At 69.9% G+C, this 25,359-nt stretch carries 21 protein-coding genes; 11 read left to right on the forward strand and 10 right to left on the reverse strand.

Annotated features, from left to right (window positions below):
- Window positions 1-31 precede the first annotated feature (31 nt).
- Together MPE_RS18020 and MPE_RS18025 are read right to left on the reverse strand one after the other, a co-directional pair.
- A complete protein-coding gene (locus MPE_RS18020; protein ID WP_011831139.1) occupies window positions 32-1,222 on the reverse strand; it encodes an MnmA/TRMU family protein in 1,191 nt (396 codons plus the stop codon).
- Window positions 1,223-1,224: 2 nt separating this feature from the next.
- Window positions 1,225-1,716, reverse strand: coding sequence for an NUDIX hydrolase (locus tag MPE_RS18025; RefSeq protein WP_036234772.1), 492 nt, complete (start codon window positions 1,714-1,716; stop codon window positions 1,225-1,227).
- A 78-nt stretch (window positions 1,717-1,794) separates the two neighbouring features.
- On the opposite strand from MPE_RS18025, the gene MPE_RS18030 reads away from it, so the two are divergent.
- The 8 genes from MPE_RS18030 to MPE_RS18065 all read left to right on the forward strand — a co-directional run bounded on the left by MPE_RS18030 (window position 1,795) and on the right by MPE_RS18065 (window position 8,795).
- Window positions 1,795-2,913 carry a Re/Si-specific NAD(P)(+) transhydrogenase subunit alpha gene (locus MPE_RS18030; protein ID WP_011831141.1) on the forward strand — a complete coding sequence of 373 codons (1,119 nt, stop codon included), beginning with the start codon at window positions 1,795-1,797 and terminating at the stop codon, window positions 2,911-2,913.
- Window positions 2,910-3,272 (forward strand): aspartate 1-decarboxylase, encoded by a 363-nt coding sequence (panD, locus tag MPE_RS18035; RefSeq protein ID WP_011831142.1) that lies wholly within the window; start codon window positions 2,910-2,912, stop codon window positions 3,270-3,272. The genes MPE_RS18030 and panD overlap by 4 nt, the downstream gene beginning before the upstream one ends.
- Window positions 3,273-3,290: 18 nt before the next feature.
- Window positions 3,291-3,611, forward strand: a complete 321-nt coding sequence (locus MPE_RS18040) for an NAD(P) transhydrogenase subunit alpha part 2 (RefSeq protein WP_011831143.1) — start codon at window positions 3,291-3,293, stop codon at window positions 3,609-3,611.
- A 3-nt stretch (window positions 3,612-3,614) separates the two neighbouring features.
- On the forward strand, window positions 3,615-5,036 hold the full coding sequence (locus MPE_RS18045) for an NAD(P)(+) transhydrogenase (Re/Si-specific) subunit beta (RefSeq protein WP_011831144.1): 1,422 nt from the start codon (window positions 3,615-3,617) through the stop codon (window positions 5,034-5,036).
- Between the two features lie 146 nt (window positions 5,037-5,182).
- Window positions 5,183-6,856 carry a long-chain-fatty-acid--CoA ligase gene (locus tag MPE_RS18050; RefSeq protein WP_011831145.1) on the forward strand — a complete coding sequence of 558 codons (1,674 nt, stop codon included), beginning with the start codon at window positions 5,183-5,185 and terminating at the stop codon, window positions 6,854-6,856.
- A gap of 130 nt (window positions 6,857-6,986) precedes the next feature.
- Entirely contained in the window at window positions 6,987-7,493 is a 507-nt protein-coding gene (locus MPE_RS18055) for a hypothetical protein (protein WP_011831146.1), read from the forward strand.
- A 28-nt stretch (window positions 7,494-7,521) separates the two neighbouring features.
- Entirely contained in the window at window positions 7,522-8,283 is a 762-nt protein-coding gene (locus tag MPE_RS18060; RefSeq protein WP_011831147.1) for a 5'-methylthioadenosine/adenosylhomocysteine nucleosidase, read from the forward strand.
- Window positions 8,280-8,795 carry a hypothetical protein gene (locus MPE_RS18065; RefSeq protein ID WP_011831148.1) on the forward strand — a complete coding sequence of 172 codons (516 nt, stop codon included), beginning with the start codon at window positions 8,280-8,282 and terminating at the stop codon, window positions 8,793-8,795. Before MPE_RS18060 ends, MPE_RS18065 begins: the two co-directional genes overlap by 4 nt.
- Window positions 8,796-8,811: 16 nt before the next feature.
- Here MPE_RS18065 and MPE_RS18070 read toward each other — a convergent pair whose 3' ends face one another.
- From MPE_RS18070 to MPE_RS18080, 3 genes are read right to left on the reverse strand one after another with little or no spacing between them, the layout of a single operon-like run.
- On the reverse strand, window positions 8,812-9,579 hold the full coding sequence (locus MPE_RS18070) for an LrgB family protein (RefSeq protein ID WP_011831149.1): 768 nt from the start codon (window positions 9,577-9,579) through the stop codon (window positions 8,812-8,814).
- A complete protein-coding gene (locus MPE_RS18075; protein WP_011831150.1) occupies window positions 9,576-9,953 on the reverse strand; it encodes a CidA/LrgA family protein in 378 nt (125 codons plus the stop codon). The genes MPE_RS18070 and MPE_RS18075 overlap by 4 nt, the downstream gene beginning before the upstream one ends.
- A gap of 34 nt (window positions 9,954-9,987) precedes the next feature.
- Window positions 9,988-11,496 carry a M20 family metallopeptidase gene (locus MPE_RS18080; protein WP_011831151.1) on the reverse strand — a complete coding sequence of 503 codons (1,509 nt, stop codon included), beginning with the start codon at window positions 11,494-11,496 and terminating at the stop codon, window positions 9,988-9,990.
- Window positions 11,497-11,803: 307 nt separating this feature from the next.
- Between MPE_RS18080 and MPE_RS18085 the strand changes: the two genes are divergently transcribed.
- Genes MPE_RS18085 through MPE_RS18095 form a run of 3 tightly spaced genes read left to right on the forward strand, consistent with a single transcriptional unit; the run spans window position 11,804 to window position 17,778 of the window.
- Window positions 11,804-13,048 carry an efflux RND transporter periplasmic adaptor subunit gene (locus MPE_RS18085; RefSeq protein ID WP_011831152.1) on the forward strand — a complete coding sequence of 415 codons (1,245 nt, stop codon included), beginning with the start codon at window positions 11,804-11,806 and terminating at the stop codon, window positions 13,046-13,048.
- A 16-nt stretch (window positions 13,049-13,064) separates the two neighbouring features.
- Complete coding sequence (locus MPE_RS18090; protein WP_011831153.1) at window positions 13,065-16,286, forward strand: efflux RND transporter permease subunit; 3,222 nt, start codon at window positions 13,065-13,067, stop codon at window positions 16,284-16,286.
- A complete protein-coding gene (locus tag MPE_RS18095; protein ID WP_011831154.1) occupies window positions 16,279-17,778 on the forward strand; it encodes an efflux transporter outer membrane subunit in 1,500 nt (499 codons plus the stop codon). Before MPE_RS18090 ends, MPE_RS18095 begins: the two co-directional genes overlap by 8 nt.
- Before the next feature lie 84 nt (window positions 17,779-17,862).
- Here the strand turns inward: MPE_RS18095 and MPE_RS18100 are convergent, their stop codons facing one another.
- From MPE_RS18100 to MPE_RS18120, 5 genes are all read right to left on the reverse strand, one after another.
- Entirely contained in the window at window positions 17,863-18,672 is an 810-nt protein-coding gene (locus MPE_RS18100; RefSeq protein ID WP_036234030.1) for an iron-containing redox enzyme family protein, read from the reverse strand.
- A 188-nt stretch (window positions 18,673-18,860) separates the two neighbouring features.
- Entirely contained in the window at window positions 18,861-19,445 is a 585-nt protein-coding gene (gene metW, locus MPE_RS18105; RefSeq protein WP_011831156.1) for a methionine biosynthesis protein MetW, read from the reverse strand.
- Window positions 19,446-19,551: 106 nt separating this feature from the next.
- Window positions 19,552-20,715 carry a homoserine O-succinyltransferase MetX gene (gene metX / locus MPE_RS18110; protein ID WP_011831157.1) on the reverse strand — a complete coding sequence of 388 codons (1,164 nt, stop codon included), beginning with the start codon at window positions 20,713-20,715 and terminating at the stop codon, window positions 19,552-19,554.
- Window positions 20,716-20,891: 176 nt separating this feature from the next.
- Window positions 20,892-21,812, reverse strand: coding sequence for a response regulator transcription factor (locus tag MPE_RS18115; protein ID WP_011831158.1), 921 nt, complete (start codon window positions 21,810-21,812; stop codon window positions 20,892-20,894).
- On the reverse strand, window positions 21,796-25,257 hold the full coding sequence (locus tag MPE_RS18120) for a hybrid sensor histidine kinase/response regulator (protein ID WP_011831159.1): 3,462 nt from the start codon (window positions 25,255-25,257) through the stop codon (window positions 21,796-21,798). The genes MPE_RS18115 and MPE_RS18120 overlap by 17 nt, the downstream gene beginning before the upstream one ends.
- Between the last annotated feature and the right edge of the window lie 102 nt (window positions 25,258-25,359).

Genomic DNA, 25,359 nt, shown 5'->3' on the forward strand with positions numbered 1-25,359 from the left:
AGAGGCCCCCGGGCCTGCGGCCGCGCCAGCCTCAGGCCGCCGCGGCGATCACGCCGCCGCCGAGGCAGACCTCGCCGTCGTACAGCACCGCCGACTGGCCCGGCGTCACCGCCCACTGCGGCACACCGAAGTCGAGCCGGAAGCGACCGTCGGCACCCGGCGCCAGCACGCAGGACGCGTCGGCCTGGCGGTAACGGGTCTTGGCCGCCAGTGCGCCCGGCGCCGGCGGGGTGCCGGCGATCCAGCTGGCGTCGTCGGCCTCCAGCCGGAACGACTGCAGCCACGGATGGTCGTGGCCCTGCACCACGTACAGCGTATTGTGCGGACGGTCCTTGCGGGCCACGAACCAGGGTGCATGGTCGGCCCCGCCGCGCGCCGCGCCGCGCTCCTTCACGCCACCGATGCCGATGCCCTTGCGCTGGCCCAGCGTGTAGAAGGACAGCCCCACGTGCTCGCCGAGCGTGCGGCCGCGCTCGTCCTTGATCGGCCCCGGCGCGTGCGCGAGGTAGCGGTTCAGGAACTCGCGGAACGGGCGCTCGCCGATGAAACAGATGCCGGTCGAGTCCTTCTTCGCCGCCACCGGCAGCCTGATCTCCGCGGCGATGCGACGCACCTCGGTCTTCGGCAACTCGCCCACCGGGAACAGCGTGCGCGCCAGCTGCGCCTGGCTCAGGCGGTGCAGGAAATAGCTCTGGTCCTTGCTCGCGTCCAGCCCCTTGAGCAACTCGAAGCGGCCGCCCGCCTCGCGCACCCGGGCGCGGTCGAGCGCGCCGGCGCTCGACTCGTCAAGAGGCCCATCGGGCATGCCGGGGAGCGCCGGTGCGCGGCGAACCCGGGCGTAATGTCCGGTGGCGATCTTGCCGGCGCCCAGCCGCAGGGCATGGTCCAGGAAGGCCTTGAACTTGATCTCGGCGTTGCACAGGACGTCGGGGTTGGGTGTGCGGCCGGCCTCGTACTCGCGCAGGAACTCGGCGAACACGCGGTCCCGGTACTCGGCAGCGAAGTTGACGTGCTCGATCTCGATGCCGATCACGTCGGCCACGCTGGCGGCATCGAGGAAGTCCTGGCGCGACGAGCAGTATTCGTCGTCATCGTCGTCCTCCCAGTTCTTCATGAACAGGCCGACCACCTCATGACCCTGCTGCTTCAGCAGCCAGGCGCTGACCGCGGAGTCGACCCCGCCGCTCAGCCCGACCACCACCCGCTCCTTCTTCGCGCTCATCCTCAGGATTTTTCCACCGGATCGTAGAGGCCGGGGTCGACGAAGACCGTGCCGAGCGGATGGCGAATGCCGGCCAGGTGGTCATCGACATTGCGCTGCAGCGCCGGGCTGCGGTGGCGGTGGGCGTTGGCGCGGATCTCCTCGGGCGTCATCCACAGCGTGCGCAGGATGCCCTTGTCGAGCGCACGGCCGGGCACCGGCTCGCCGACGCTGCCGCAGTAGGAGAAGCGCAGGTAGGTCACGTCCTCGTTGCGGGCGCTGCGGATGAAGCGCGACATGTAGACGCCGAGCAGCGCGGTCGGCGTGAACACGCAGGCGGTCTCCTCGAGCACCTCGCGCACCACCGCCTCGAGCAAGGACTCCCCCGGATCGAGGTGACCGGCCGGCTGGTTGAGGCAGATGCCTTCGGGCGTCTGCTCTTCCACCAGCAGGAAACGACCCTGGTTTTCGATGACCGCAGCCACGGTCACGGCAGGTTTCCATCTTTGTTTCATGCACGATCGTAAGGGGGACGGTCTCCGGATTGTGTAAGCTCCGCCCCCAAACACAACAAGCCCTGAGGAGGCAGCACCATGCGCATCGGCGTGCCGCGCGAGACGGCTGCGGGAGAAACCCGCGTTGCCGCGACCCCCGAGACGGTCAAGAAGCTCAAGGCACAGGGCCACTCGCTGCATGTGCAGGCGGGCGCCGGCCTGAGCGCCAGCGTCACCGACGAGGCCTACGTGGCCGCCGGTGCCGAGATCACCGACGCGGCTGGCGCCTTCGGCTGCCCGCTGGTGCTGAAGGTGCGCGCACCCTCGGTGGCCGAGCGCGCGCTGATCCCGGCGTCGACGGCGCTGATCGGCATGCTCAACCCCTTCGACAAGGACGGGCTGCAGGGCCTGACCGACGCGAAGCTGACCGCCTTCGCCCTCGAGGCCGCTCCGCGCACCACGCGCGCACAGAGCATGGACGTGCTGAGCTCGCAGGCCAACCTGGCTGGCTACAAGGCGGTGATGATCGGCGCCGACCGCTACCAGCGCATCTTCCCGATGCTGATGACGGCCGCCGGCACCGTGAAAGCCGCGCGGGTGGTGATCCTGGGCGTGGGGGTGGCCGGGCTGCAGGCCATCGCCACCGCCAAGCGCCTGGGCGCCGTCATCGAGGCCTCCGACGTGCGCCCCTCGGTGAAGGAGCAGGTGGAGTCGCTGGGCGCCAAGTTCATCGACGTGCCCTACGAGACCGCCGAGGAGAAGGAAGCCGCCGAGGGCGTGGGCGGCTACGCCCGCCCGATGCCGCCGTCGTGGCTGGAACGCCAGAAGGTCGAGGTCGCCAAGCGCGTGGCCCAGGCCGACATCGTGATCACCACCGCGCTGATCCCGGGCCGCCCGGCGCCGGTGCTGGTGACCGAGGACATGGTCAAGGCCATGAAGCCCGGCTCGGTCATCGTCGACATGGCCGCCCCCCAGGGCGGCAACTGCCCGCTGACCGAGGCCGGCCGCACGGTGGTGAAGCACGGCGTCACGCTGGTCGGCGAGACCAACCTGCCTGCGCTGGTGGCCGCCGATGCGTCGGCGCTGTATGCGCGCAACGTGCTCGACTTCCTGAAGCTCGTGCTCGAGAAGGACGCCGCGGCGCTGAAGATCGACCTCGAGGACGACATCGTCAAGGCCTGCTTGATGTGCCGCGACGGGCAGTTGCTCAGAACATGAATCGCCTGATGCTCCGCGCGAAGCTCCATCGCGCCACGGTGACCGAGGCCGACCTGCATTACGAAGGCTCGTGCGGCATCGATGCCGCCCTGCTGGAGGCCGCCGACATGCGCGAGTTCGAGCAGATCGAGCTCTACAACGTCAACAACGGCGAGCGCTTCTCCACCTACGTCATCCCGGCACCGCCGGGCTCGGGCGTGATCTCGCTCAACGGCGCCGCGGCCCGCAAGGCCCATGTCGGCGACCTGCTGATCATCTGCACCTACGCCCCGATGAACGACGCCGAGGTCGCGACGCACAAGCCCAAGGTGGTGCTGCTCGGGCCGGGCAACCGCATCGAGTCGGTCCGCAAGTTCTGATCCCCAGGAGACAACAAGATGGACATCGTCAGTCCCACCATCCTCAACCTGATCATCTTCGTGCTGGCCATCTACGTCGGCTACCACGTGGTGTGGACCGTCACGCCGGCGCTGCACACGCCGCTGATGGCGGTGACCAATGCCATCTCGGCCATCGTGATCGTCGGCGCGATGCTCGCCGCCGCCCTGACCGAGACCGGCCTGGGCAAGACCATGGGCGTGCTGGCGGTGGCGCTGGCTGCGGTGAACATCTTCGGCGGCTTCCTCGTCACGCGCCGCATGCTGGAGATGTTCAAGAAGAAGGACAAGAAGCCCGCAGCGACGGCGCAGGGGAAGTAAGCCATGAGCCTCAATCTCGTCACCCTGCTCTATCTGGTCGCCAGCGTCTGCTTCATCCAGGCCTTGAAGGGCCTGAGCCACCCGACCACCTCGATCCGCGGCAACCTGTTCGGCATGGTCGGCATGGCGATCGCCACGCTCACCACCGCGGCACTGATCGTCAAGCTGGCCGGCTCGGCCCTCGGGCTGGGCTGGGTCCTGGTCGGCCTGGTGGTCGGCGGCGGCTATGGCGCGTGGCGCGCCAAGACGGTCGAGATGACCAAGATGCCCGAGCTGGTCGCCTTCTTCCACAGCATGATCGGCCTGGCGGCGGTGTTCATCGCGGTCGCCGCGGCGGTCGAGCCCTGGGCCTTCGGCATCGTCGAAAAGGGCGGCGCGGTGCCGGTGGGCAACCGCGTCGAGCTGGCGCTGGGCGCGGCCATCGGCGCCATCACCTTCAGCGGTTCGGTGATCGCCTTCGGCAAGCTCTCGGGCAGCTACAAGTTCCGCCTGTTCCAGGGCGCGCCGGTGGTGTTCAAGGGGCAGCATGCGCTGAACGCCGTGCTCGGCCTGGCGCTGCTGTTCTTCATCGTCGGCTACGCGATCAGCGAGTCCAAGCTGGACTTCGCGCTGCTGCTCGCGCTGGCCTTCGTGATCGGCGTGACCATCATCATCCCGATCGGCGGCGCCGACATGCCGGTGGTGGTGTCCATGCTCAACAGCTACTCGGGCTGGGCCGCTGCGGGCATCGGCTTCTCGCTGAACAACAGCATGCTGATCATCGCCGGCTCGCTGGTGGGCAGCTCGGGCGCGATCCTGAGCTACATCATGTGCAAGGCGATGAACCGCTCGTTCTTCAACGTGATCCTGGGCGGCTTCGGCGGCGACGCCACGGCGGCCACCGCCGGCAAGGCCGAGGCCCGGCCGGTCAAGAGCGGCAGCGCCGACGACGCGGCCTTCGTGCTGGGCAATGCCGAGACGGTGGTGATCGTGCCGGGCTACGGTCTGGCGGTGGCGCGTGCGCAGCATGCGGTCAAGGAGCTGGCCGAGAAACTCACGCACAAGGGCGTGACGGTCAAGTACGCGATCCATCCGGTGGCCGGGCGCATGCCGGGTCACATGAACGTGCTGCTGGCCGAGGCCGAGGTGCCCTACGACCAGGTGTTCGAGATGGAGGACATCAACGGCGAGTTCGGCCAGGCCGACGTGGCCATCATCCTGGGCGCCAACGACGTGGTGAACCCGGCGGCGATGACCAAGGGCAGCCCGATCTACGGCATGCCCATCCTCGAGGCCTACAAGGCCAAGACGATCATCGTCAACAAGCGCTCGATGGCCGCCGGCTACGCGGGCCTGGACAACGAGCTGTTCTACATGGACAAGACCATGATGGTCTTCGGTGATGCCAAGAAGGTCGTCGAGGACATGGTCAAGGCCATCGAGTGAGCCATCGCCCCGCGGCTCGGGGCCTCGCTTCGAAGGGATGATGCCGGCGGGCCCTAGACAGCCCGCTCCAGCACGGGCTATCGCATTCCCTGAGAGAGGCCCTGTCAGCGCGAAGTCAGAATGACTTTTCGCGTATGGAGCTGCCCATGGACCCCATCTGGCTCGAGCACTACCCGGCCGGCGTGCCGCACAACGTCGACGTTGCGCAGTACCCCTCGCTGGTCGCGCTGATCGACGACAGCTTCAAGAAGTTCGGCAGCCTGCCCGCCTACAAGTTCATGGGCAAGGCCTTCAGCTTCGCCCAGGTCGACGAGATGTCGCGCTCGCTCGCGGCCTACCTGCAGACGCTGGGCCTGGCCGCCGGCGACCGCGTCGCGGTGATGATGCCCAACGTGCCGCAGTACCCGGTCACGGTGGCCGCGATCCTGCGTGCCGGCTACGTGGTGGTCAACGTCAACCCGCTGTACACGCCCCGCGAGCTGGAGCACCAGCTCAAGGATTCGGGCGCGAAGGCCATCGTGATCGTCGAGAACTTCGCGCACGTGCTGCAGAAGGTGATGTCGACGGCGCCGACGAAGAAGGTGGTGGTCACGGCGCTCGGCGACCTGCTCGGCTTCCCGAAGTCGCTGATCGTCAACACCGTGGTGCGCAAGCTGAAGAAGATGGTGCCGGCGTTCGAGCTGCCGGGCGCGGTGCGCTTCAACGACGCGCTGGCCGCCGGCCGCGGCAAGTCGTACGCGGCGGCCAAGGTGGGACCGGACGACATCGCGGTGCTGCAGTACACCGGCGGCACCACCGGCGTGAGCAAGGGCGCGGTGCTGCTGCACCGCCACCTGGTCGCCAACATCCTGCAGTCGGAGGCCTGGTACCAGCCGGCCCTGAAGAAGATCCCCGCCGGCGAGCAGATCAACACCGTGTGCGCGCTGCCGATCTATCACATCTTCGGCTTCAACACGAACATGATGCTGGGCCTGCGCATGGGCGGCTGCAACATCCTGATCGCCAACCCGCGCGACCTGCCGACGATGTTCAAGCAGTTGCGCGGCGAGCGCATCCACAGCTTCCCGGCAGTCAACACGCTGTTCAACGCGATGGCGCATCACGCCGACTTCGGCAGCGTCGACTGGAGCCATCTGAAGATCTCGGTCGGCGGCGGCATGGCGGTGCAGAGCGCCACCGCCAAGCTCTGGCTCGAGAAGACCGGCTGCCCCATCGTGGAGGGTTACGGCCTGTCGGAGACCTCGCCCTCGGCCACCTGCAACCCGGTCGACAGCAGCGCCTACAGCGGCAACATCGGCCTGCCGATGCCCAACACCCTGCTGAAGCTGATCGACGACGACGGCCACGAGGTGTCGCCGGGCACGCCGGGCGAGATCGCGATCAAGGGCCCGCAGGTGATGGCCGGCTACTGGCAGCGTCCCGACGAGACCGCGAAAGTGATGACGGCCGACGGCTACTTCCGCTCCGGCGACATCGGCGTGGCCGACGAGCGCGGCTACTTCAGGATCGTCGACCGCAAGAAGGACATGATCCTGGTGAGCGGCTTCAACGTCTACCCGAACGAGGTCGAGGAAGTGGTGACGCAGATGCCGGGCGTGCTGGAGTGCGCCGCCATCGGCGTGGCGGACGCCAAGTGCGGCGAGGCGGTCAAGCTGGTGATCGTGCGCAGCGATCCTGCGGTCACCGAGGAACAGGTGCGCGCCTATTGCGAGGCCAACCTGACGGGCTACAAGCGGCCGAAGATCGTCGAATTTCGCACCGAGCTGCCCAAGACGCCGGTCGGCAAGATCCTGCGCCGCGAGCTGCGCGACAAGGCCTGAGCCGCGACGCCACGGCGTGCGCAGGGTCACGGGCTTCGGTCTATCGTCACCCACCGCGGCACGCTGGCCGAAGTCGGCCCGTACACTGCGCGCTGGATCGTACCGAGGCAGAGCAAGCTGTTGATGCACGATGGCCGATCGCTACACGAAGACTGAGACGGGCCGCGCCGAGATCCGCGCCCGCGTCCACGCACTGACACGCACCGCCCGCAATCTGCTGCTGATCATCGATCCCAGCCGGGACGGCGCGAACTGGGTGTCGATGGTGCAGGGCGCCAGCGCCGCAGACCTGCAGACGCTCGTCGATGCCGGCCTCGTGAGCCCGCTCGGTGGCCCAAGCGTCGCGCCGAGCCTGCCACCGGCCGAACCCGCACCGTCCGCCGCCACGGCCACCGCGACCGGCCCGGGCGCGCTGGAGGCGTCGTCGCTGTCCTACTCGGACCTCTACGACCTGCTGCCCAGCCTGGCGAAGCAGCACCTGGGCCTGATGAAGGGCTACCGCTTCGTGCTGGCGATCGAGAAGGCCGATGGTCTGGTCGGCCTGCAATCGGTGGCCCGCGACCTGCTGACCGAGATCGAGCGCGCCAAGGGGACCGCAGTGGCTCGCTCCGCGCGGCGCGCCTTGCTGCTGCCCTGATCGGCAGCACGCACTGACAGGACCCGCCATGGGGTTGCGCTTCGCACTCGTCGCGGCTCTCGAAGAGGAACTGCGCACCTTGCTCGCGGCGCTGCAATCGCCCGTGACCGAGCACCACGCCGGCCGGGCCTTCCACCGCGGCCGGCTCGATGGCCACGAGGTGGTGCTGGTGCGTTCGGGCATCGGCAAGGTGGCCGCGGCCACCACCGCGCTGCTGCTGGCCGACCGCTACGGCGTCGATGCGCTGGTGTTCACCGGCGTGGCCGGCGCGTTGCAGCCCGCAGCGTCGATCGGCGACGTGGTGGTCGCGCGCGAGCTGCTGCAGCACGACATGGACGCCTCGCCGCTGTTTCCGCGCCACGAAGTGCCGCTGACCGGCCGCTCGCGTTTCCCGACCGACGCGGACCTCAGCGACGCGCTGGCGCGCGCGGCGCGCGACGCACTGGAGGCCGAGCGCATCGGGCTCGACTCCAGCTTCGCCGCGCTCGGCATCGACCGCCCGCGTGTGCACGAGGGCCTGGTGGTCAGTGGTGACCGCTTCGTCGCGACCTCGCTCGAGCGCACCGCCCTGCGCACCGAGCTGCCCGACGCGCTGGCCGTGGAGATGGAGGGGGCGGCGGTGGCCCAGGTCTGCCTCGATTGCGACCTCCCCTTCGCAGTGCTGCGCACGCTGTCCGACTGCGCCGACGACAGCGCCCACGTGGACTTCGGCCGTTTCGTCGCCGAGGTGGCCGGCCCGCTGGGCGCGGCCATCGTGCGCACCTGGCTGCGCCGCGTCGAACCGGCGTGAACCGCGCCCTCGCCCGGCTGGGGCGCTCGCTGCGCGCCATTGCCGGCGTGCCGGTCGCGCTGCTGATCCTGTTCGAGGAATGGGGCTGGCGACCGCTGTCGCGCGCACTCGGCCGCCTGACGCGCTGGCCGCCGATCGCACGCCTGGAGGACCGCCTGCGGCGGGCGCCGCCGCCGCTCGCGCTGACCCTGTTCCTGGCGCCGACGCTGGGGCTGCTGCCCGTCAAGCTGCTCGCGCTGGGGCTCGTCCACGCCGGTCATGCGGCGCTGGGCCTGGCGCTGATCGCCGCGGCCAAGCTGCTCGGCACCGCCCTGCTGGGCCGCCTGTTCGTGCTGACCGAGCCGCAGCTGCGCCACTACCGCTGGCTGGCGCGTGCGCTCGACACCTGGTCGGCCTACAAACAGCGCGTCAAGGCGTGGTGGCGCGCGACGCCGATCGCGCAGGCTGTCGCGCGGGCCGGCACCGCCTGGCTCCGGCGCTGGCGTCACTGGCGGGCCGGCCGCCGCGCCTGAACCGGCGCGCTCGCCGTCAACCCACCAGCCAGCGCGCCAGCCACGGCAGCAGCAGTGCGCCGGCGATGCCGTGCAGCCCCATCGCCAGGCTGGCGTAGGCGCCGGCGCGTGGATGGATCGACCACGCGCGTGCCGTGCCGATGCCGTGCGCGGCGAGCCCGGCCGCGAAGCCGCGCGCCGCCCAGTCGCGCACGCTCAGCGCGTTGAGCAGCGGCGTGACGATCAGCGCGCCGACGATGCCGGTCGTCACCGCGAACACGGCCGCCAGCGTGGCCGAGCCGCCGATGCGCTCGGCGATGCCCATCGCGATCGGTGCCGTCACCGATTTCGGCAGCAACGAGGCCAGGATCAGCTTCGATCCGCCCAGCGCCCAGGCCGTGCCGAGCGCCACCGTGATCGAGGTCGCGGCCCCCAGCAACAGCGCGAGTAGCAAGGTTCCGGCGCGCGCCCGCAGCTCGGGCCACAGGCGCGCCAACGGCACCGCCAGCGCGACCGTCGCGGTGCCGAGCAGGAAATGCACGAACTGCGCGCCCTCGAAGTAGCGGCGGTAGGGCGTACCGGTCGCCGCGAGCACTGCGATGATCGCCAGCACCGACCACAGCACCGGATTGGCCAGCGGATGGCGCCCGCTGCGCGCCGACACGCGCTCGGCGATCACGTAGGCGCCGAGGGTCAGCGTCAGCCCGAACAGCGGCGTGGCGGCCAGGTAGACCCACACCTCGGCCAGCGGCTCCAGCGCGCCGCTCAGGCCGACCGGCAGCGTCAGCGCGCGGGACTCGCTCATGGCGCCGGCGCCTCGTCGTCGGTGTCGTCCGACCCCAGCCGGCGCGACAGGAACCACGCCGTGACGGCGATCGCCGCGGCGGTGCTGGCCACCAGCGCCACCACCCACGCCAGACCCTCGCGCACCAATGGCTCCCAGTACAGCATCACGCCGACGGCGGCCGGGATGAAGAAGATCGACAGATGGGCCAGCAGGCCGTCGGCCGCCTGCTCGAGCGGTGCCCAGGCCGGCTTGCCCACGCGCTGCCGCAGCAGCAGGCCGGCGAGCAGCAGCACCAGCCCGATCACCGGCCCCGGCACCGGCGCGTGCGTGAGCTGCGCGATCGCCTCGCCGAGCGACTGGAACAACAGCAGCGCGGCCAGGCCCTGGATCATGGTCGGTCGCGGCCGGGCACCGGGGCCGCCGGGCTCAGGCGACAGCGTCGGCAGGCAGCGCCGCGATCACCTGCGCCACCGCGGCCGTGAGCCGCTTGCCGTAGGGCAGGTGCAGGAACTCGTTCGGGCCGTGGGCGTTGCTCTTCGGACCCAGCACGCCGCAGACCATCATCTGGGCCTTCGGGAAGCCCTGCTGCAGCAGGCTCATCAGCGGGATCGTGCCGCCCTGGCCGACGTAGCCGCAGGGCGCACCGTAGTGCGCGCGCGAGGCCGCCTGCAGCGCCGTCTCCAGCCAGGGCTCGATCGGCGGGGCGTTCCAGCCGCTGGCCCCCCAGGCGCCGACCCGGCCGTCCGGCGCGAACACCACCTTGGCGTTGTAGGGCGCGTTGTCCTCCAGCAAGGCCTTGAGCCGCACTGCGGCGTCGTGGCCGTCGACCAGCGGCGGCAGGCGCAGGCTCAGCTTGAAGGCCGTGACCGGCCGCAGCACGTTGCCGGCGTCGGCGATGGCCGGCAGGCCGGCGGCGCCGGTCACGCTGAGCGTGGGACGCCACGTGCGGTTCAGCAGCGCCTCGGTGGCGTCGGTGGTCATCGGCAGCACCGAGCCGCCGTCGGCACCACAGGCCCACGGAAAGCGCTTCCAGACCTCGTCGCCCAGCACGCGCGCCGTCTCGGCGGCCTGTGCCATGCGCTCGGCCGGGATCTCGCAGTGCAGGCTCTGCGGCAGCAGGCGGCCGGTGGCAGCGTCCTCCAGCCGGTCGAGCAGCTGGCGCAGCACGCGCAGGCTCGACGGCACGATGCCGCTCGAATCGCCGGAGTGCACGCCTTCGCTCAGCACCTCGACACGCAGCGTTCCCGTGACGTTCCCGCGCAGCGAGGTGGTGAGCCAGAGCTGGTCGTAGTTGCCCGCGCCGGAGTCGAGGCAGACCACCAGGCTCACGTCGCCGAGCCGCGGCTTGAGCGCGTCGATATAGGCCGGCAGATCGCCCGAGCCCGACTCCTCGCAGGTCTCGATCAGCCCGACGCAGCGCGGCCGCGGCACGCCCTGCGCGTCGAGCGCCTGCAGTGCCGTGACGGCCGCGTAGACCGCATAGCCGTCGTCGGCGCCGCCGCGGCCGTAGAGCAGGCCGTCCTCGAGCTTCGGCGTCCATGGTCCCAGGTCGGCGCGCCAGCCGCTGAATTCGGGCTGCTTGTCGAGATGTCCGTAGAGCAGCACGGTGGGCGCGCCGGCCGCATTGCCGCCCGGCGTGGTGGCCGGCAGCTCGAAGAAGATCACCGGCGTGCGCGGCGTGCCGTCGGCTTCGCGCAGCGCAATGACTTCGAGCTTCAGCCCGGCGAGCCGCTGCCGCTCGACCCAGGCCGCGGCGCGGTGCACCACGCGGTCGATGTGGCCGTGCGCGGCCCAGCCCGCATCGAACATCGGGCTCTTGGCGGGGATGGCGATGTAGTCGATCAGCTCGGGCACGATCTGCGCGTCCCAGGCCTGGTCGACGTGGCCCTGCAAGACGCCGGCGTCGAGGCCGGGCAGGCGGTCGGGAGCGTTCATGGCGATGCGCGCTGGATGCGCGAGGTGGAGCGACGGGCCAGTATAGGCAGCCCCCTACCCAGGGCATCCTGCCCGCATGAAGAGCTGGCCGAAGACTTGCAAGCCGTCCTGCAATAGGCTTGCAGGCTTCGGGGGCATTTCACGGCCATCGCTTGATGACCGTTGGGTCAGTAACATCCCCCTCCTGCACAAAAGACACACGTGGAGTGGCGGACGATCTCCGAACGTGTGCGCCCCTCAGGGAGGACTTCGCACGGCTGTCGCGGAGGCCTCGATGCCTCACCACCTCTTTCTCCTAGGTGCTCTCATGCGTGACTCCGTTGCCTCCCCTGTTCCGTTCCGACATGCCGCCGCGCTGCTGATCGCCGTGTCGCTGGCCGCCGGCGTGCTGACGGCCTGCGGCGAGCGCGCCGAGGCGCAGGGCGGCCCGCCGCCGGCCCCGCCGGTCTCGGTGGCCCCGGCGGTGCAGAAGCCGATCGCCGACAGCGAGGAGTTCACCGGCCGCCTCGAGGCGCTGGAGACCGTCGACATCCGGCCGCGCATCGGCGGCACGATCGACCGAGTGCACTTCGTCGATGGCGCCACCGTCAAGAAGGGCGCGCTGCTGTTCACCATCGATCCCCGCCCCTACCAGGCCGAGGTGGCGCGTGCCGAATCGCAGCTCGCCGCCGCGCAGTCGCGCGCCGAGCTGGCCAAGGCCGAGCTGGCCCGCGCGCAGAAGCTGCTGGACGCCAAGGCCGTGTCGCGCCAGGAGTTCGACCAGCTCGGCTCCGGCGAACGCACCTCGCAGGCCGACATCCGCGCCGCCGAGGCGGCCCTGCGCGTGGCACGCCTCAACGTGGAGTACACCGCCGTGCGCGCGCCGATCGCCGGGCGCCTGTCGCGCGCCAACATCACCGCCGGCAACCTGGTCGACGACAAGACGGTGCTGACCACGCTGGTGGCCACGCACAAGGTCTACGCCTACTTCGACGGCAGCGAGCAGACCTTCCTGCGTCTGCGCAAGGCCAACGACGCCCAGCTGAACGTGAAGATGGGCCTGGCCAACGAGAGCGGCTTCCCGCACACCGGCAAGGTCGACTTCATCGACAACCGCCTCAACACCCAGACCGGCGCGATCCGCATCCGCGCGGTGTTCGACAACGCAGACGGCCAGTTCACGCCGGGCCTGTTCGCCCGGCTGCAGGTGGCGGGCAGCACCTCCTACGACGCGGTGCTGACGCCCGAGCGTGCGATCGGCACCGACCAGAGCAAGAAGTTCGTGTTCGTGGTCGGCGCCAACAACGTCGCCGAGTTCCGCGAAGTCAAGCTCGGCGCGCTGATCGACGGCATGCGCGTGGTCACCAGCGGCCTGAAGCCGGGCGAGCTGGTGGTGGTCAGCGGCCTGCAGCGGGTGCGCCCGGGCGCGCCGCTGGCGCCGGAGAAGCTCGATGTCGACGCCCGCGGCATGCCGGTCGAGAAGCCGGTCGCGCCGCCGCCGGGCGCCGGCGGCAAGAAGGACGAGAAGAAGGCCGCGCTGAGCGCGCCGGTCGCGGCTGCGCGCGCCGCCTGATCCGGGAGCGGCTTCCATGAACCTGTCCCGCTTCTTCATCGACCGGCCGATCTTCGCGGCCGTGCTGTCGGTCTTCATCACGCTGGTCGGCGCGATCGCGATCTTCAAGCTGCCGATCTCCGAATACCCCGAGGTCGCGCCGCCGCAGGTGGTGGTGCGCGCGCAGTTCCCCGGCGCCAACCCGCGCGTGATCGCCGAGACGGTGGCCACGCCGCTCGAAGAGCAGATCAACGGCATCGAGAACATGCTCTACATGGGCAGCCAGGCCTCGGCCGACGGTGCCCTGACGCTGACGATCAGCTTCAAGATCGGCACCAACCCCGAGGTGGCCGAGACCGCGGTGCAGAACCGCGTGAACCGCGCGCTGCCGCGCCTGCCCGAGGTGGTGCGCCAGATCGGCGTGACCACCGAGAAGAGCTCGCCGAACCTGACCATGGTGGTGCACATGGTCTCGCCGGACAACAAGTACGACGCGCTCTACCTGCGCAACTACGCCACGCTCAACGTGCGCGACCCGCTGCTGCGCATCCCGGGCATGGGCTCGGTGCAGACCTTCGGCTCGGGCGACTACGCGATGCGCATCTGGCTCGACCCGCAGAAGCTGTCGGCCCGCGGCCTGACCTCGGCCGACGTGGTGGGCGCGATCCGCGAGCAGAACGCGCAGGTCGCCGCCGGTGTGGTGGGCGCGCCGCCGTCACCGAACAACACCGAGTTCCAGCTCGCGATCAACACCCAGGGCCGGCTCAGCAGTGAGCAGGAGTTCGGCGACATCATCGTGCGCGCCGACACCGCCGACGGTTCGGTGATCCGCGTGCGCGACCTCGGTCGCGTCGAGCTCGGCCCCAACACCTACTCGCTCGGTTCGCTGCTGAACAACAAGGAAGCAGCCGCGATCGGCATCTTCCAGGCGCCCAACTCCAATGCGTTGCAGCTGTCGAACGACGTGCGCGCCACGATGGAGCGGCTGAAGGCCGACTTCCCGCCCGGCGTCGACTACGCCATCGTCTACGACCCCACGCGCTTCGTCGCCACCTCGATCGAGAAGGTGATCCACACGCTGGTCGAGGCGATCGCGCTGGTGGTGCTGGTGGTGATCGTGTTCCTGCAGACCTGGCGCGCGTCCATCATCCCGCTGCTGGCGGTGCCGGTGTCCATCGTCGGCACCTTCGCGGTGCTGCTTGCGCTGGGCTTCTCGATCAACACCCTCACGCTGTTCGGCCTGGTGCTGGCGATCGGCATCGTGGTCGACGACGCGATCGTGGTGGTGGAGAACGTGGAACGCAACATCGAGGCCGGCCTGAGCCCGCGCGATGCGAGCGTGAAGGCGATGCAGGAGGTGTCGGGCCCGATCATCGCCATCGGCCTGGTGCTGTGCGCGGTGTTCGTGCCGCTGGCCTTCGTGTCCGGCCTGTCCGGCCAGTTCTACAAGCAGTTCGCCGTGACGATCGCGATCTCCACGGTGATCTCGGCGTTCAACTCGTTGACCCTGTCGCCGGCGCTCAGCGCCATCCTGCTGAAGCCGCACCACGCGAAGAAGGACTGGTTGACGCGCGGCATGGACAAGGTGTTCGGCCGCTTCTTCGGCTGGTTCAACCGTTTCTTCACGCGCAATGCCGACCGCTACAGCCGCGGCGTCACCGGCACCGTCGTCAAGCGCAAGTCGATCGCGCTGGTGATCTACGCAGTGCTGCTGGGTGCCACCCTGCTGCTGTTCAAGCTGGTCCCGCCGGGCTTCGTGCCGCAGCAGGACAAGCAGTACCTGATCGGCATCGCGCAGTTGCCCGACGGCGCGAGCCTCGAACGCACCACCAAGGTCATCCGCCAGCTCAGCGAGATCGCGCTGTCGGTCCCGGGCGTGAAGAGTTCGGTGGCCTTCCCCGGCCTGTCGATCAACGGCTTCACCGCGGCGCCCAACTCGGGCATCGTGTTCCTGAGCCTCGACGAGTTCGAGAACCGCACGGCGCCGGAGCAGAGCGCCGACGCGATCGTCGGGCAGGTCAACCAGCGGCTGGGCGCGATCCAGGACGCCTTCATGTTCGTGCTGTCGCCGCCGCCGGTGAGCGGCCTGGGCAATGCCGGGGGCTTCAAGCTGCAGCTGCAGGATCGCGACTCGCTGGGCGAGGGGGCGCTCAACGGTGCGGTGCAGCAGTTGATGGGCCGCATCTACGGCAACCCCAACAGCACGATCACGCAGGCGTTCTCGAACTACCAGATCAACGTGCCGCAGCTGTTCGCCAACGTCGACCGCACCAAGGCCAAGCAGATGGGGGTCAACCTCAGCGACATCTACGAGACGATGCAGACCTATCTGGGTTCGCTCTACGTCAACGACTTCAACCGCTTCGGCAAGACCTACCAGGTGATCGTGCAGGCCGACTCCGGCCACCGCGCGAAGGCCGAGGACATCGGCGCGCTGAAGATCCGCAACGCCGCCGGCGAGATGGTGCCGCTGTCGGCCATGATGCGCATCGAACCCACCTTCGGGCCGGGTTCGGTGGGCCGCTACAACGGCTTCTACACCGCCGACTTCAACGGCGCGGCCAAGCCCGGCTTCAGCTCCGGCGAGGCGCAGGCCGAGATGGAGAAGATCCTGAAGGAGACGCTGCCGCGCGGCATCAGCTACGAGTGGACCGAGCTGGTCTACCAGGAGAAGACCGCCGGCAACACGATGATCTACATCTTCCCGCTGTGCGTGCTGCTGGTGTTCCTGGTGCTGGCGGCCACCTACGAGAGCACCACGCTGCCGCTGGCGATCATCCTGATCGTGCCGATGTGCATCCTGAGCGCGATCACTGGCGTGTGGCTCAGCGGCTTCCTGGGGCAGCCGGCCGACAACAACATCTTCACGCAGATCGCCTTCGTGGTGCTGGTGGGGCTGGCGTGCAAGAACGCCATCCTGATCGTCGAGTTCGCCCGCGAGCTGGAGGACCACGGCCGCAGCACCGTCAAGGCGGTGGTCGAGGCTTGCCGCCTGCGGCTGCGTCCGATCCTGATGACTTCGATCGCCTTCATCGCCGGCGTGATCCCGCTGGTGCTGTCCAGCGGCGCCGGCGCCGAGATGCGCCAGGCGATGGGCATCGCGGTGGCGAGCGGCATGCTCGGCGTCACCGTGTTCGGCCTGTTCCTGACGCCGGTGTTCTACGTGCTGCTGCGCAAGCTCGCCCCCAAGAAGCACCTGCCCACCGCCCATGCCGCGCCGCTGAAGCCGCGCGCCCCGACGGGAGACGACCATGCGTGACGCCCCTATCCCCCGGCTGCCCTTCCGTCTCGGCGTGCTGGCCGCGGCCGCCCTGATCGCCACCGGCTGCGCGGTCGGTCCGAACTACGAGCGGCCCGCCCGCACGGTGGATGCCGAATTCATCAATGCCGGCGCGTCGGCCAACAACACCCAGCCGGTGTCGGCCGACATCGCCAGCTTCTGGCGCGGCTTCGGCGACGAGGCGCTGAGCACGCTGGTCGAACGCGCGCTGGCCGCCAACGGCGACGTGCGCATCGCGCAGGCACGCCTTCAGGAGGCACGCGCCGATCTCGGGCTGGCCCAGGCCGCGCTGCTGCCCGACGTCGGCATCAGTGCCGGCGCGACGCGCGGCGTCACGCCGATCACGCAGGCGCCGGGCCTGTCGCGCAGCGACCGCACCGGCACGGTCTACGACGCCGGCTTCGTCGCGAACTGGGAGCTCGACTTCTTCGGCCGCAACCGCCGCGCCAGCGAGTCGGCCGCGGCGCTGGTCGCCGCCAGCGAGGCCGGCCTGCACGCGGCCCACACCGCGGTGGCCGCGGAGGTGGCGCGCAACTACCTGGAACTGCGCGGCCTGCAGCAGCGGCTGCAGGTCGCCGACACCTCGCTGGTCAACCAGCGCGAGTCGCTGCGCATCACCGAGGCCCGGCTCGACGCCGGCCGCGGCACCCAGCTCGACATCGCGCGGGCGCGCACGCTGGTCGAGAACACCGAGGCCACGCGGCCCGCGCTGCAGGCCTCGATCGACCGCACGATCTACCGCCTGGCCACGCTGAGCGCGCAGCCGCCGCGCGCGCTGGCGACCACGCTCGCGCCGCCGGCCGCGCTGCCCGGGTTGCCGGTGACCGACCTCTCGGCGCTGCCGCTGGGCACCACGGAGGCTTGGCTGGCGCGCCGTCCGGACCTGATCGCCGCCGAACGCCAGCTTGCCGCCGCCACCGCCAACATCGGCGTCGCCAAGGCCGATCTCTATCCGCGCATCTCGCTGTCGGGCCTGCTGGGCCTGAATGCGGCCACGCTCGGTGACCTGGGCCGCAGCGAATCGGCGATCTACTCGCTGGGCGCGGGCCTGAGCTGGAGCGTGCTCGACTTCGGCCGGGTGCGCTCGCGCATCGCCGCCAGCGAGGCACGCGCCCAGGCCAGCCTCGCGAGCTACGAGCAGACGGTGGCGACCGCGCTGGAGGAAACCGAAGGCGCGCTGACGCAGTTCACCCGCAACGCGCAGCGCGCCGAACGCCTGGACCGCGCCGCGCGCAGCGCCGAGGAGGCCGCCGAGCTGGCCCGGCTGCGCTACGACGCCGGCGTGACCGACTTCCTGGTGGTGCTGGATGCCGAGCGCGAGGTGCTCGCCAGCCGCGATCAGCTGGTGCAGGCCCAGGTGGGCACGGCCACCGCGCTGGTCAGCGTCTACCGCGCGCTGGGCGGCGGCTGGACCGCCCCGACCGATGCCGCCGCCGCGCCGGTGGCCGTCAGCAGCAACAGCCCCCGCTGAAAACACCACGGCCTCGCCGGGTTCGCACCCTGGCGAGGCCGTGAGTCCCGCCCATGGGCGGGAGCAGGCCGGTCATCCGACGCTTCAGGCCGCGCGCTTGCGCTCCTCCGGGTAGACCAGCGAGAGCAGCTGGCCCGGGATGGTGGCCACCTGCTCGGCGTTGAGCGAGTAGTCGAGCGTGAGCCGCATGTACTCGTAGCTCTTGAGCACGCGCGAGCGGATCAGCGACACGCCGCGCTGCGTCGGGTCGGTGCCCATGATCGAGCAGATGATCTCGAGCGCTTCCCAGGGATGGGTGTCGTCGTACTTGGCATGCAGCTTGAGCCACTTCATGGCCTTGGCGCGCACCTCGAGCGGGAAGCTCTGCTCATACACGTCAGACGAGCAGACCAGCGCCGACCAGTCGCCGGTCACGCCCTCGATCGAGTAGTTGGTGGCGGCCATCGCGGCGGCCAGGGTGTCGCGTTCACAGGTGTGCCAGCACCAGTGCGACAGCGCGTGCGTCTCGGTCGGCACCTCGCCGTACAGCAGCTCGTCGCGGCTCACGCCGCTGGCGACGGCCCATTCGACCCAATGGTCGGCATGGTTCTGCTCGACGCGGATGTTGCGGATCAGATAGCGGCGTGCCAGGTCGTGGCCGCGGGCCCGGCCGTACTGAAGCTTCAGCAGGTTCTGCGCCATGTACTGCGGGAACTGCTCGATCACCGGCCACACGCCGACCAGGAAGGTGCTGATCTGGTTGGCGTCGAGCTCGTTGTCGCGCATGCGATGGAAGAGCTCGTGCGAGGCCACACGTTCGCGCGTCTCGGCGCAGCTCTCGACCAGGTCTTGCGCCCACGCCGGATAGCTGCGGATGTCGGTCAGCTCCCCTTCCCGAATGAAGTCATCGCTCACGAATACGCTCCTCGTCTCTGGTTGCATTGAACGGCACGGGCATCTCAGTCGACGCGTGTCGACAGTCGCGACAATAAGCGAAAACTGTGACGCCGCGCGCATTGCGTCACACACGGATGCAACATCCGCGCCACACTCGCGACCCCTGTAAGGTCTTCGTATTCCCGGGGGATGCGCCTTGCGCCAGATCAGGCCCGCTCGAACTTGAACAGCGCCGTGCCGGCCATCAGGTTGGGCCAGCGCCGCACCGCGTGGCCGTTCTGCAGGCCGAAGCTGTCGAGCACGCGCAGGCCGTTCTTGCGAGCCAGCACCTCGAAGTCGGCGAAGGTGCCGACGCGGATGTTGGGCGTGTCGTACCACTGGTAGGGCAGCACCTTGGTCACCGGCATCCGGCCCCGCAGCACCGACACGCGATTGGGCCAGTGCGCGAAGTTCGGGAAGCTGACGATGCCGAGCCGGCCCACACGCACCGTCTCGATCAGCATCGCCTCGGTGTTGCGGAGGTTCTGCAGCGTGTCGAGCTGCAGCACCACGTCGAAGGCCTGGTCGGCGAAGATGGCCAGCCCCTCGTCGAGGTTGCGCTGGATCACGTTGACGCCGCGCTGCACGCAGTCGTGCACCTTGGCGTCGTCGAGCTCGACGCCGTAGCCGGTGCAGCCGCGGGTGTCGCGCAGCAGCGCCAGCAGCGCGCCGTTGCCGCAGCCGAGGTCGAGCACGCGCGAGCCCTGCGGCACGAGCTGCGCGATCAGCTCCAGGTCCTTCCGCTCGCTCATGGCCGCCCCTCGTCTGGCGGACACGCCAACCGATCCCCCGAGGGGATGCGGGCCGGCTTGGGAGCGGCCCGGCGCTCGGCCCGCGGGGGACTCTGCATCGTCTCGTTCATACCGCGAACCCCTTGATCCCACCTGCCGGTGCCACGGCTTCGTCGGCGATGCGGGCGAAGTAGGCGCGCAGCACGTTGTGATAGCGCGCGTCGGTCATCAGGAAGGCGTCGTGGCCATGCGGTGCGTCGATCTCGGCGTAGCTCACGTCGCGCCGGTTGTCGACCAGGGCCTTGACGATCTCGCGCGAGCGCTCGGGCGAGAAGCGCCAGTCGGTGGTGAAGCTGACCACCAGGAACTTCGCCGTGGCGCCGGCGAGCGCGCGGCTCAGGTCGCCGTCGAACTCGCGCGCCGGATCGAAGTAGTCGAGCGCGCGCGTGATCAGCAGGTAGGTGTTGGCGTCGAAGTAGTCGCTGAACTTGTCGCCCTGGTAGCGCAGGTAGCTCTCGATCTGGAACTCGATGTCCTGGGTGCTGTAGGCGAGCTCGGGGTTCAGTGTCTGGCGGCCGAACTTGCTCGCCATCACGTCGTCGCTGAGGTAGGTGATGTGGCCGACCATGCGCGCCACGCGCAGGCCGCGCTTGGGCACCACGCCGTGGGCGTAGAAGTGCCCTCCGTGGAAGTCGGGGTCGGTGACGATGGCGCGCCGGGCAACCTCGTTGAACGCGATGTTCTGGGCCGACAGGTTCGGCGCCGAGGCCACCACGATGGCATGCCGCACACGCTGCGGGTAGCGCACGGTCCAGCTCATCGCCTGCATGCCGCCCAGGCTGCCGCCGATCACCGCGGCCAGTTGCTCGATGCCCAGCGCGTCGAGCAGCCGGGCCTGGGCGTCGACCCAGTCCTCGACGGTGACGACCGGGAAGTCCGCGCCGTAGGGCCGGCCGGTCTTCGGGTCAGTGGAGGCCGGCCCGGTGGAGCCGAAGCAGGAGCCCGGGTTGTTGACGCCGATGACGAAGAACCGGTCGGTGTCCAGCGGCTTGCCTGGCCCGATCAGGTTGTCCCACCAGCCCTCGCTCTTGTCCTGGCCCTCGTACCGACCGGCCACGTGGTGCGAGGCGTTGAGCGCATGGCACACCAGCACGGCATTGCTGCGCGTGGCGTTGAGCGTGCCGTAGGTCTCGTAGACCAGCGTGCAGTCGTCGAGCACGGCACCGCTGCGCAGCGGCAGCGGCGCGTTCAGGCGCAGGGACTGTGGAGTGACGATGCCGACCGAAGCCATCCCGATATTCAACCCAAGAAAAAGACAACCCGGCGTCGCTGCGCTAGCGAGGCCGGGTGACGGTGGTGAACGGTCGAGGGCCCCTCTTTAGCTGCATTTGTTGAGCGCCCGCAATCCGGATCAAATCGGCGCTGTGGGCGGAAGTATAGCGAGCCCTCCGGTCGCGTCGAACAGCCCTAATCGCCACCCCACTGCGTGCTCGCCAGTGCCGCCGCCGCCGCGCGCGTCTCCACGCCGAGCTTCTCGAAGATGTGCTCGAGGTGCTTGTTCACGGTGCGGGGGCTCACGCCGAGGATGTCGCCGATGTCGCGGTTGGTCTTGCCCTTGGCCAGCCACGACAGCACTTCGGTCTCGCGCGGCGTCAGCGCCGCTGCGCTGAGCCGGGACGGCGAGGCGGCGCCGTCGCTGCCGTCGCCGCGCTGCACCTCCAGCAGCCACATCGTCTCGCCCATGCCGGCCGGCCCCAGGCTGCGCAGCGTCAGGCGCTGCGGCGCGAGCGGGCCGGGCATCTGGAACACGCGCTCGGTGCCGGCCTCGGCAGGCGCGATCACGTTGCCCGGACCGTCCGGGCCGCAGGCCGCGAGCCAGCGTTCGGCCTGCGGCGAGCGCCAGGCGATGCGGCCGTGCGCGTCGACCAGCAGCACGCCCAGCCCGGCCACGTCGACCGCCTCGCGCGCGAGCCGCGTGATGCGCGCATTGCGGGCGTGCGTGTGCAGCCGCGCCAGCACCTCGGGCGCACGGATCGGCTTGACCACGTAGTCGACCCCGCCGCACGCGAAGCCCTCGACCACGTGCGCGGTCTCCGACAGCCCGGTCATGAAGATCACCGGGATGTGCGTCAGCGCCGGGTCGGCCTTGAGGACGCGGCAGGTCTCGAAGCCCGACATCCCCGGCATCATCGCGTCGAGCAGGATCACGTCGGGCACCACCAAGCGCAGCCGCTGCAGGGCCGCCTCGCCGTCGCGCGCGATCAGCACCGTGTAGCCGGCGTCCTCCAGCGTGTCGCACAGCATGCCCAGGCTGCTGGGCGCGTCGTCGACCACCAGCACCACCGGGCGCGCGGTCTCGGGCTGCGGCGGTTCAGGCCGGCTGTCCATCGGCGGCCTCCGTCAGACAGGCCTGCAGACCCTCGAGATCGAAGGCCGCGAGGCAGGCGCGCAGCCGCGCACAGGCCGCGGCATGCCGCGCATCGCTGGCCTCGATCGCGTCGAGCTGACGCCGCAGGCCGTGCACGTGGCCGATCTGCGCCAGCCGCAAGAGCTCGGTGCGCGCCTCGGCCGGCAGGCGGCGCAGGTCGGCCGGGGCCTCCGGCGGCAGTGGCGGCAGGGTCGACGCGTGCGCGGCGATCCACTCGATGCCGAGGTGGCGCTGCAGCGTCGCGATCAGTTCCGACTCGATCACCGGCTTGCCGATGAAGGCCTGGCATTGCGCGGCCAGCAGGCGCTCGGGCTGGTTCTCGAACATGTTGGCCGAGACGATCAGGATCGGCAGCGTGTAGCCGGCGTCGCGCACCAGCCGCGCGGTCTGCCAGCCGTCGAGGTAGTCCATCGTGATGTCGAGCAGGATCGCATCGGGCACCGCCTCGCGCAGGCTGTCGAGGCACTCGCTGCCGCTGGCCGCCTCGCGCAGCACGAAGCCCAGCGGCGCCAGCATGCCGGCCAGCATCTGGCGCTGCACCGGCTGGTCGTCCACCACCAGCAGCGTGCGCCTCGGACCCACGTAGCCGCCCACCTGGCGCGGCGCTTCGGCCTGCGGGCCGGGGTCGCTCACCTCGCGCAGGTAGAGCCGCACGCTGAAGGTGCTGCCGCGCCCGGGTGCGCTGACGAGTCCGAGCTCGCCGCCCATCAGCGAGGTGAGCAGCGCCGTGATGGTGAGGCCCAGGCCGGTGCCGGGCTCGCCACGCCGGCGCCCCGCCGCGCCGCGCTCGAAGGGCATGAAGATGCGCTGCTGGTCCTGCGGCGCGATGCCGATACCGGTGTCCACCACGTCGAAGCGCACCACCTCGCGCCGGCAGTCGACGTGCAGCGTCACCGTGCCCTCGTCGGTGAAGCGCACCGCGTTGCTCAGCAGGTTGATCAGGATCTGCCGCAGCCGCTTGGCGTCGGCGTGCACCCACGCGGGCATACGGCCGCTGTGCGTGTAGACGAAGGCCAGGCGCTTGGCCTGCGCCTGCGGCTGCACCATGCGCACCAGCTCGTCCAGGAAGGCCGGCAGCGGCAGCGCCGCCGGCTCCAGTCGCAACCGGCCAGCCTCGATGCGGGCCAGGTCGAGCAGGCCGTCGATCAGCCCCATCAGGTGCTCGCCGCTGCGCCGGATGGTGTGCACCGCCTCACGCGGCGCGGCGCTCAGCACGCCGTCCTTCAGCAGGATCTGCGCATAGCCCAGGATGCTGTTCAGCGGCGTGCGCAGCTCGTGCGTCATGCCGGCCACGTAGCGCGTCTTCGCCTGGTTGGCCGACTCGGCCACCTCCTTGGCGGCCTGCAGCGCCGCGTCGGTGCGCTGGTGCGCGTCGATCTCGCGCGTCAGCAGCTGGTTCTGCCGGTTGGACTCCTCCTGCGCGAGGTGGCGGCTCTCGCTGCCCAGCACCATCCACCACGCGCCCACCGCCGCCACCAGCGCCAGCAGCGCGAACACCTTCAGGAACGGCCCCTGCAGCGCCACCCCCTGCGCGCCGCGCAGCGTGCTCTCCTGGTCGTACACCACGCCGAAGATCACCGCCAGCAGCGCCAGCAGCGACACCACCGTCACCAGGTAGTGCGCGACGCGCGAGTTCACGTGCGAGGCCAGCGAGGCCGGCAGCACCACGCCGAGCGCCGCACCCACCTGCTCGGCCGCGCGCGAGCCGCTCTTGCAGCGGTCGTGGCAGCGCGAGTCGAGCGTGCAGCACAGCGAGCAGATCGGCGCCTCGTAGGCCGGGCAGTGCGCCATGTCCTCGGACTCGAAGCGGTTGTCGCACACCGAGCAGGCCACCATCTGGCCCGGCGCCCACTCGCTGCGGCTCTCGCGCGCCACGTAGTAGCGACCGCGCGTCAGCCAGGCCAGCAGCGGCGAGACCCCCATCGCCGTCAGCAGTGCGATGAAGGGCGCGAAGGCTTCGGCCACCGGGCCCAGCACACCGGCGTAGGCCACGATCGCCAGGGTGGCCGCGAACAGCATCGCGCCCAGCCCGACCGGGTTGATGTCGTAGAGGTGGGCGCGCTTGAACTCGATGTGCTTCGGGCTCCAGCCCAGCGGCTTGTTGATCACCAGGTCGGCCACCAGCGCGCCGACCCAGGCGATCGCGACATTGCTGTAGAGGCCGAGCACGCGTTCCAGCGCCTCGAACACGCCCAGCGTCATCAGCAGCATCGCGATCAGCACGTTGAACACCAGCCAGACCACGCGGCCCGGGTGGCTGTGCGTCAGCCGGCCGAAGAAGTTGGACCACGCCAGCGAGCCGGCGTAGGCATTGGTCAGGTTGATCTTGACCTGCGACACGACGACGAACACCGTGGTGGCCAGCAGCACCCAGGAGGCGTTGTCGAACACGTAGGAGAAGCCGGCCAGGTACATCTGCGTCGGCTCGATGGCCTTGTCGGTCGGGATCTGGTGCTGCAACGCGATGAAGGCGAGGAAGGCGCCGCCCAGCATCTTGATCGCGCCCGGCACGATCCATCCCGGCCCGGCCACCAGCACCGCGGTCCACCAGCGCACCCGGTTCTTCTTCGTCTTCTCCGGCAGGAAGCGCAGGTAGTCGACCTGCTCGCCGATCTGCACCACCAGCGAGAACGCCACCGTGGCGGCCGCACCGAACATGAGCCAGCCGAAGCCGCTGCTGCCCGAGCTGCGGCCGGCCAGGCCGGTGAAGTCGGCGAAGGCCTCGGGGTTCTTCAGCAGGATCGCCACGTAGGGGCAGAAGAACAGCACGATCCACACCGGCTGCGTCCACAGCTGCAGCCGCGAGATCAGCGTGATGCCGTGCATCACCAGCGGCACGATGCCCAGCGACGACAGCAGGTAGCACAGCGCCAGCGGCCAGTCGAAGTACATCTGCAGCGCCAGCGCCAGGATGGCGGCCTCGAGCGCGAAGAAGATGAAGGTGAAGCTCGCGTAGATCAGCGAGGTGAGCGTGGAGCCGAGGTAGCCGAAGCCGGCGCCGCGCGTCAGCAGGTCCATGTCGACGCCGTACTTGGCGGCGTAGTAGCTGATCGGCAGGCCGGTGAAGAAGGTCACCACGCACACCACCAGGATGGCCCACAGCGCGTTCGAGAAGCCGTAGTTCAGCGCCACCGAGGCACCGATGGCCTCGAGCGCGAGGAAGGAGGTGGCGCCGAACGCGGCGTTGCCGACACGCCACTCCGACCACTTGCGGAAGCTGCGCGGCGTGAAGCGCAGCGCGTAGTCCTCCATGGACTCGTCGGCGACCCAGGCGTTGTAGTCACGCCGGATGCGAAAGATCTTCTGCGTAGCGATCGACACGGTGCACTTCCAGTTCTTCCCCGTGCTGGTGCAAGAACCGCGCCGACCCGCGCCGGAGCACCGTTTGCGGGCCCTGCGCCGCATTTGCGGGCTACGTCGATTGACGTATTCGGCCTGCGCACGCTTGTCCGCACCATCGCTTCCGTCGCGGCTGCTATCGCTTCATGCCGCCTCTTCCAACCACCG

The sequence above is a fragment of the Methylibium petroleiphilum PM1 genome, from assembly GCF_000015725.1.
Lineage (GTDB): Bacteria > Pseudomonadota > Gammaproteobacteria > Burkholderiales > Burkholderiaceae_C > Methylibium > Methylibium petroleiphilum.